General features: G+C 33.2%; 2 protein-coding genes. One reads left to right on the forward strand and one right to left on the reverse strand.

Annotation, left to right across the window (positions count from 1 at the left end; translation table 11 throughout):
- Positions 1-37 precede the first annotated feature (37 nt).
- On the reverse strand, positions 38-244 hold the full coding sequence (locus E5A76_RS05370) for an AlpA family transcriptional regulator (protein WP_161118321.1): 207 nt from the start codon (positions 242-244) through the stop codon (positions 38-40).
- A gap of 186 nt (positions 245-430) precedes the next feature.
- Here E5A76_RS05370 and E5A76_RS20365 point away from each other — a divergent pair, with 186 nt between their 5' ends.
- Positions 431-601 (forward strand): hypothetical protein, encoded by a 171-nt coding sequence (locus E5A76_RS20365; protein ID WP_187695560.1) that lies wholly within the window; start codon positions 431-433, stop codon positions 599-601.
- Positions 602-2,925 lie beyond the last annotated feature (2,324 nt).

Here is a 2,925-nt window from a genome sequence, read left to right on the forward strand (position 1 = left end):
TCAAAGGCTTTTAAAATTTAGAAAGAAAAAATCCATATTATTTATTCTTTCTTTTATTTTCTCGCTCTAATAACCACTGATCAATTTTATCTTCAAACCAACCAACTGATCGCTCACCCAAACGAACAGATAGTGGAAATTCACCTTTGGTCATTAATGCATAAATACTACTTCTAGATAGGCCCACCTTATCTTTGACCTCTGGTAATCGTAAAATCTTTGATGGTCTCTGATTTATCATCATAATTATATTCCTTGTGATAGATTAAATATATCGGCTTAGCTAGTTCAAATTAACATCTAAAAGAACGGAATATGTGCGTTTTTTTTTGAGAGCAAAATAAAAAATGTACACTAGCTAATAAAGTTAAATATCCTAAACTGAATTTTAGTTATTCCAGTTTAAAAATCACTTTAATAAGAGGGTGTTATGAAAAAAAATATAGTAAATAAACTTACATCGACACCATTATCTAACTTTGTAAAAAATACGTCTCAAGAAGAAAAAGAGAAAATATATAAAGATATAATGATAACAGTTTGTGATATTCAAAATAAAATTATCGCTAAAGCCAAAAAAATCTCCGAACAGAGTACTTAATACCAGAAAACCCTACCTCATTTAGCCAATGAGTTTAATAAATACATGTAATAAAAAATAAATTTGAAATCGCCGATAAAGGCAATGTTTTAAAAGGGTTGAGTTATTAATAAAGGACACTTGTCTAAGTTGTAGATTCTTAATTCCTTTTTGGGGTGCTAAATGTGGTTTCTTATCACAGTTCAATTTAGCAACCCAACTTAACTCATTGTTTATAAAGGTTGTAATTTTTGTACCTGATCAATATCTAGTTCCACTTGCAGTTGAGATAGATGGTGGTTGTTAGCGAACAGACTGAGTGAAGTACCAGTTTGGGTTGCTAAACTTGGGTTACTAAATGTATGTTTGCATCACAGTTGGGTTTCAAAACCTAATTTAAACTATTGATTTATAATCACTAAATTTGAGTAAGTACATATCAATTTTGTCTCAAACGCAGTTGAGAACGGTGCTTGGTGATAGTAACCAGTGTGATAAGCGTGCTGAGTTGGGTTGTAAAAGTTGGGTTGTAAAATAGCGGTTTTGATCACAGTTGGACTTTACAACCCAAACTAACTGGCTGATTTATATGTATAAAGTTTGAGTAAGTACATATCGATTTTGTCTCAAACGCAGTTGAGAACGGTGCTTGGTGATAGTAACCAGCGTGATAAGCGTGCTGAGTTGGGTTGTAAAATAGTGGTTTTGATCACAGTTGGACTTTACAACCCAAACTAACTGGCTGATTTATATATAAAGTTTGAGTAAGTACATATCGATTTTGTCTCAAACGCTGTTGAGAACGGTGCTTGGTGATAGTAACCAGCGTGCTGAGTTGGGTTGTAAAATAGCGGTTTTTGATCACAGTTGGACTTTACAACCCAAACTAACTGTCTGATTTATAAGTATAAAGTATGAGTAAGTACATATCGATTTTGTCTCAAACGCAGTTGAGATCGGTGCTTGGTGATAGTAACCAGCGTGAGAAACGTGCTAAGTTGGGTTGTAAAATAGCGGTTTTGATCACAGTTGGATTTTACAATCCAAGTTAAAAAACTGATTTATAGATATAAAGTTTGAGTAAGTACATATCGTTCTTGTCTCAAACGCAGTTGAGATTGGCGCTTGGCGATAGTAACCAGCTTGAGTAGAGTGCTGAGTTGGGTTGTAAAATGGTGGTTTTGATCACAGTTGGATTTTACAACCCAAGTTAACCAGCTGATTTATAAATATAAAGTTTGAGTAAGTACATATCGATCTTATCTCAAACGCAGTTGAGATTGGCGATTGGCGATAGTAACTAGCTTGAGTAGAGTGCTGAGTTGGGTTGTAAAATGGTAGTTTTGATCACAGTTGGATTTTACAACCCAAGTTAACTGGCTGATTTATATATAAAGTTTAAGTAAGTACATATCGATTTTGTGTCAAACGCAGTTGAAGTAGCATGTAAGCTGAACAGTTTTGAACTATAAATCACAGCCAATCAAAAGTAGTTTCAAAAACAAGCATTAAAACGAAATAAAAACATTTCACTAAGAATGGTAAATAAAAATAGCAGTGCCTGAATTCCATGGTATCCGATAAACATGGAATATTACTCTAAACTAGTCAGATCGGAATAACTTGTATCTCACAAGTTTACTCTCAGAAGCCAAGTTAGTATTGAGTTATCACAATCAAAACTTAAAAGTAGTTTATACGCAATATAATAAGCTTACTCAGTATAAACATTGATAATGTCGATTTTTTCTCAAAAACATAATTATTATAAGCTAATTTCCGACAACAGAAATAAATAGGTACATCTTAGGGTACACCAGTGAAAATCAAACCGAGATAAGTTATATAAAAACAAAAAGATAAAAACCAAATTCAGATGACGCCAGCCCACCAAATTCGTATACGAAGACGTCCTAGGACGTCCAGAGAGCCCGCTAGGTTACTGACTTAGCGGGCTCTCTTGTATCTGTAAGGTTCTAAGGTGTCCAGTAACATCTTTTATTTATGGGTACACCAATAGGTACACTGCTTTGATGTTTGGTCCAGAAAGTACGTCTTTAGTGATACTGATAACAGCCATGACTACAATCTACAGCATATGATGCATGACATTGCGCTTACATAAATGAACAACAGAGACAAACTGATTGAAGCCTATGATTTTAAGAATTTAGTACAAGTTTCTTCCTCTGATATCTAATCCATATATGAATGTATTAAATGTCATTCTCCCTATTATATTTATCATTCAAACAGTATTTCAGAAAAAAGTTAAGTTACGTTTTCATACCATATTAAAAATAAAACCCCTAAATTTCATAAAACACAAAATTATCAATTAACAT

It is taken from the genome of Photobacterium lucens (assembly GCF_009873615.1).
GTDB classification, from domain to species: Bacteria; Pseudomonadota; Gammaproteobacteria; order Enterobacterales; family Vibrionaceae; genus Photobacterium; species Photobacterium lucens.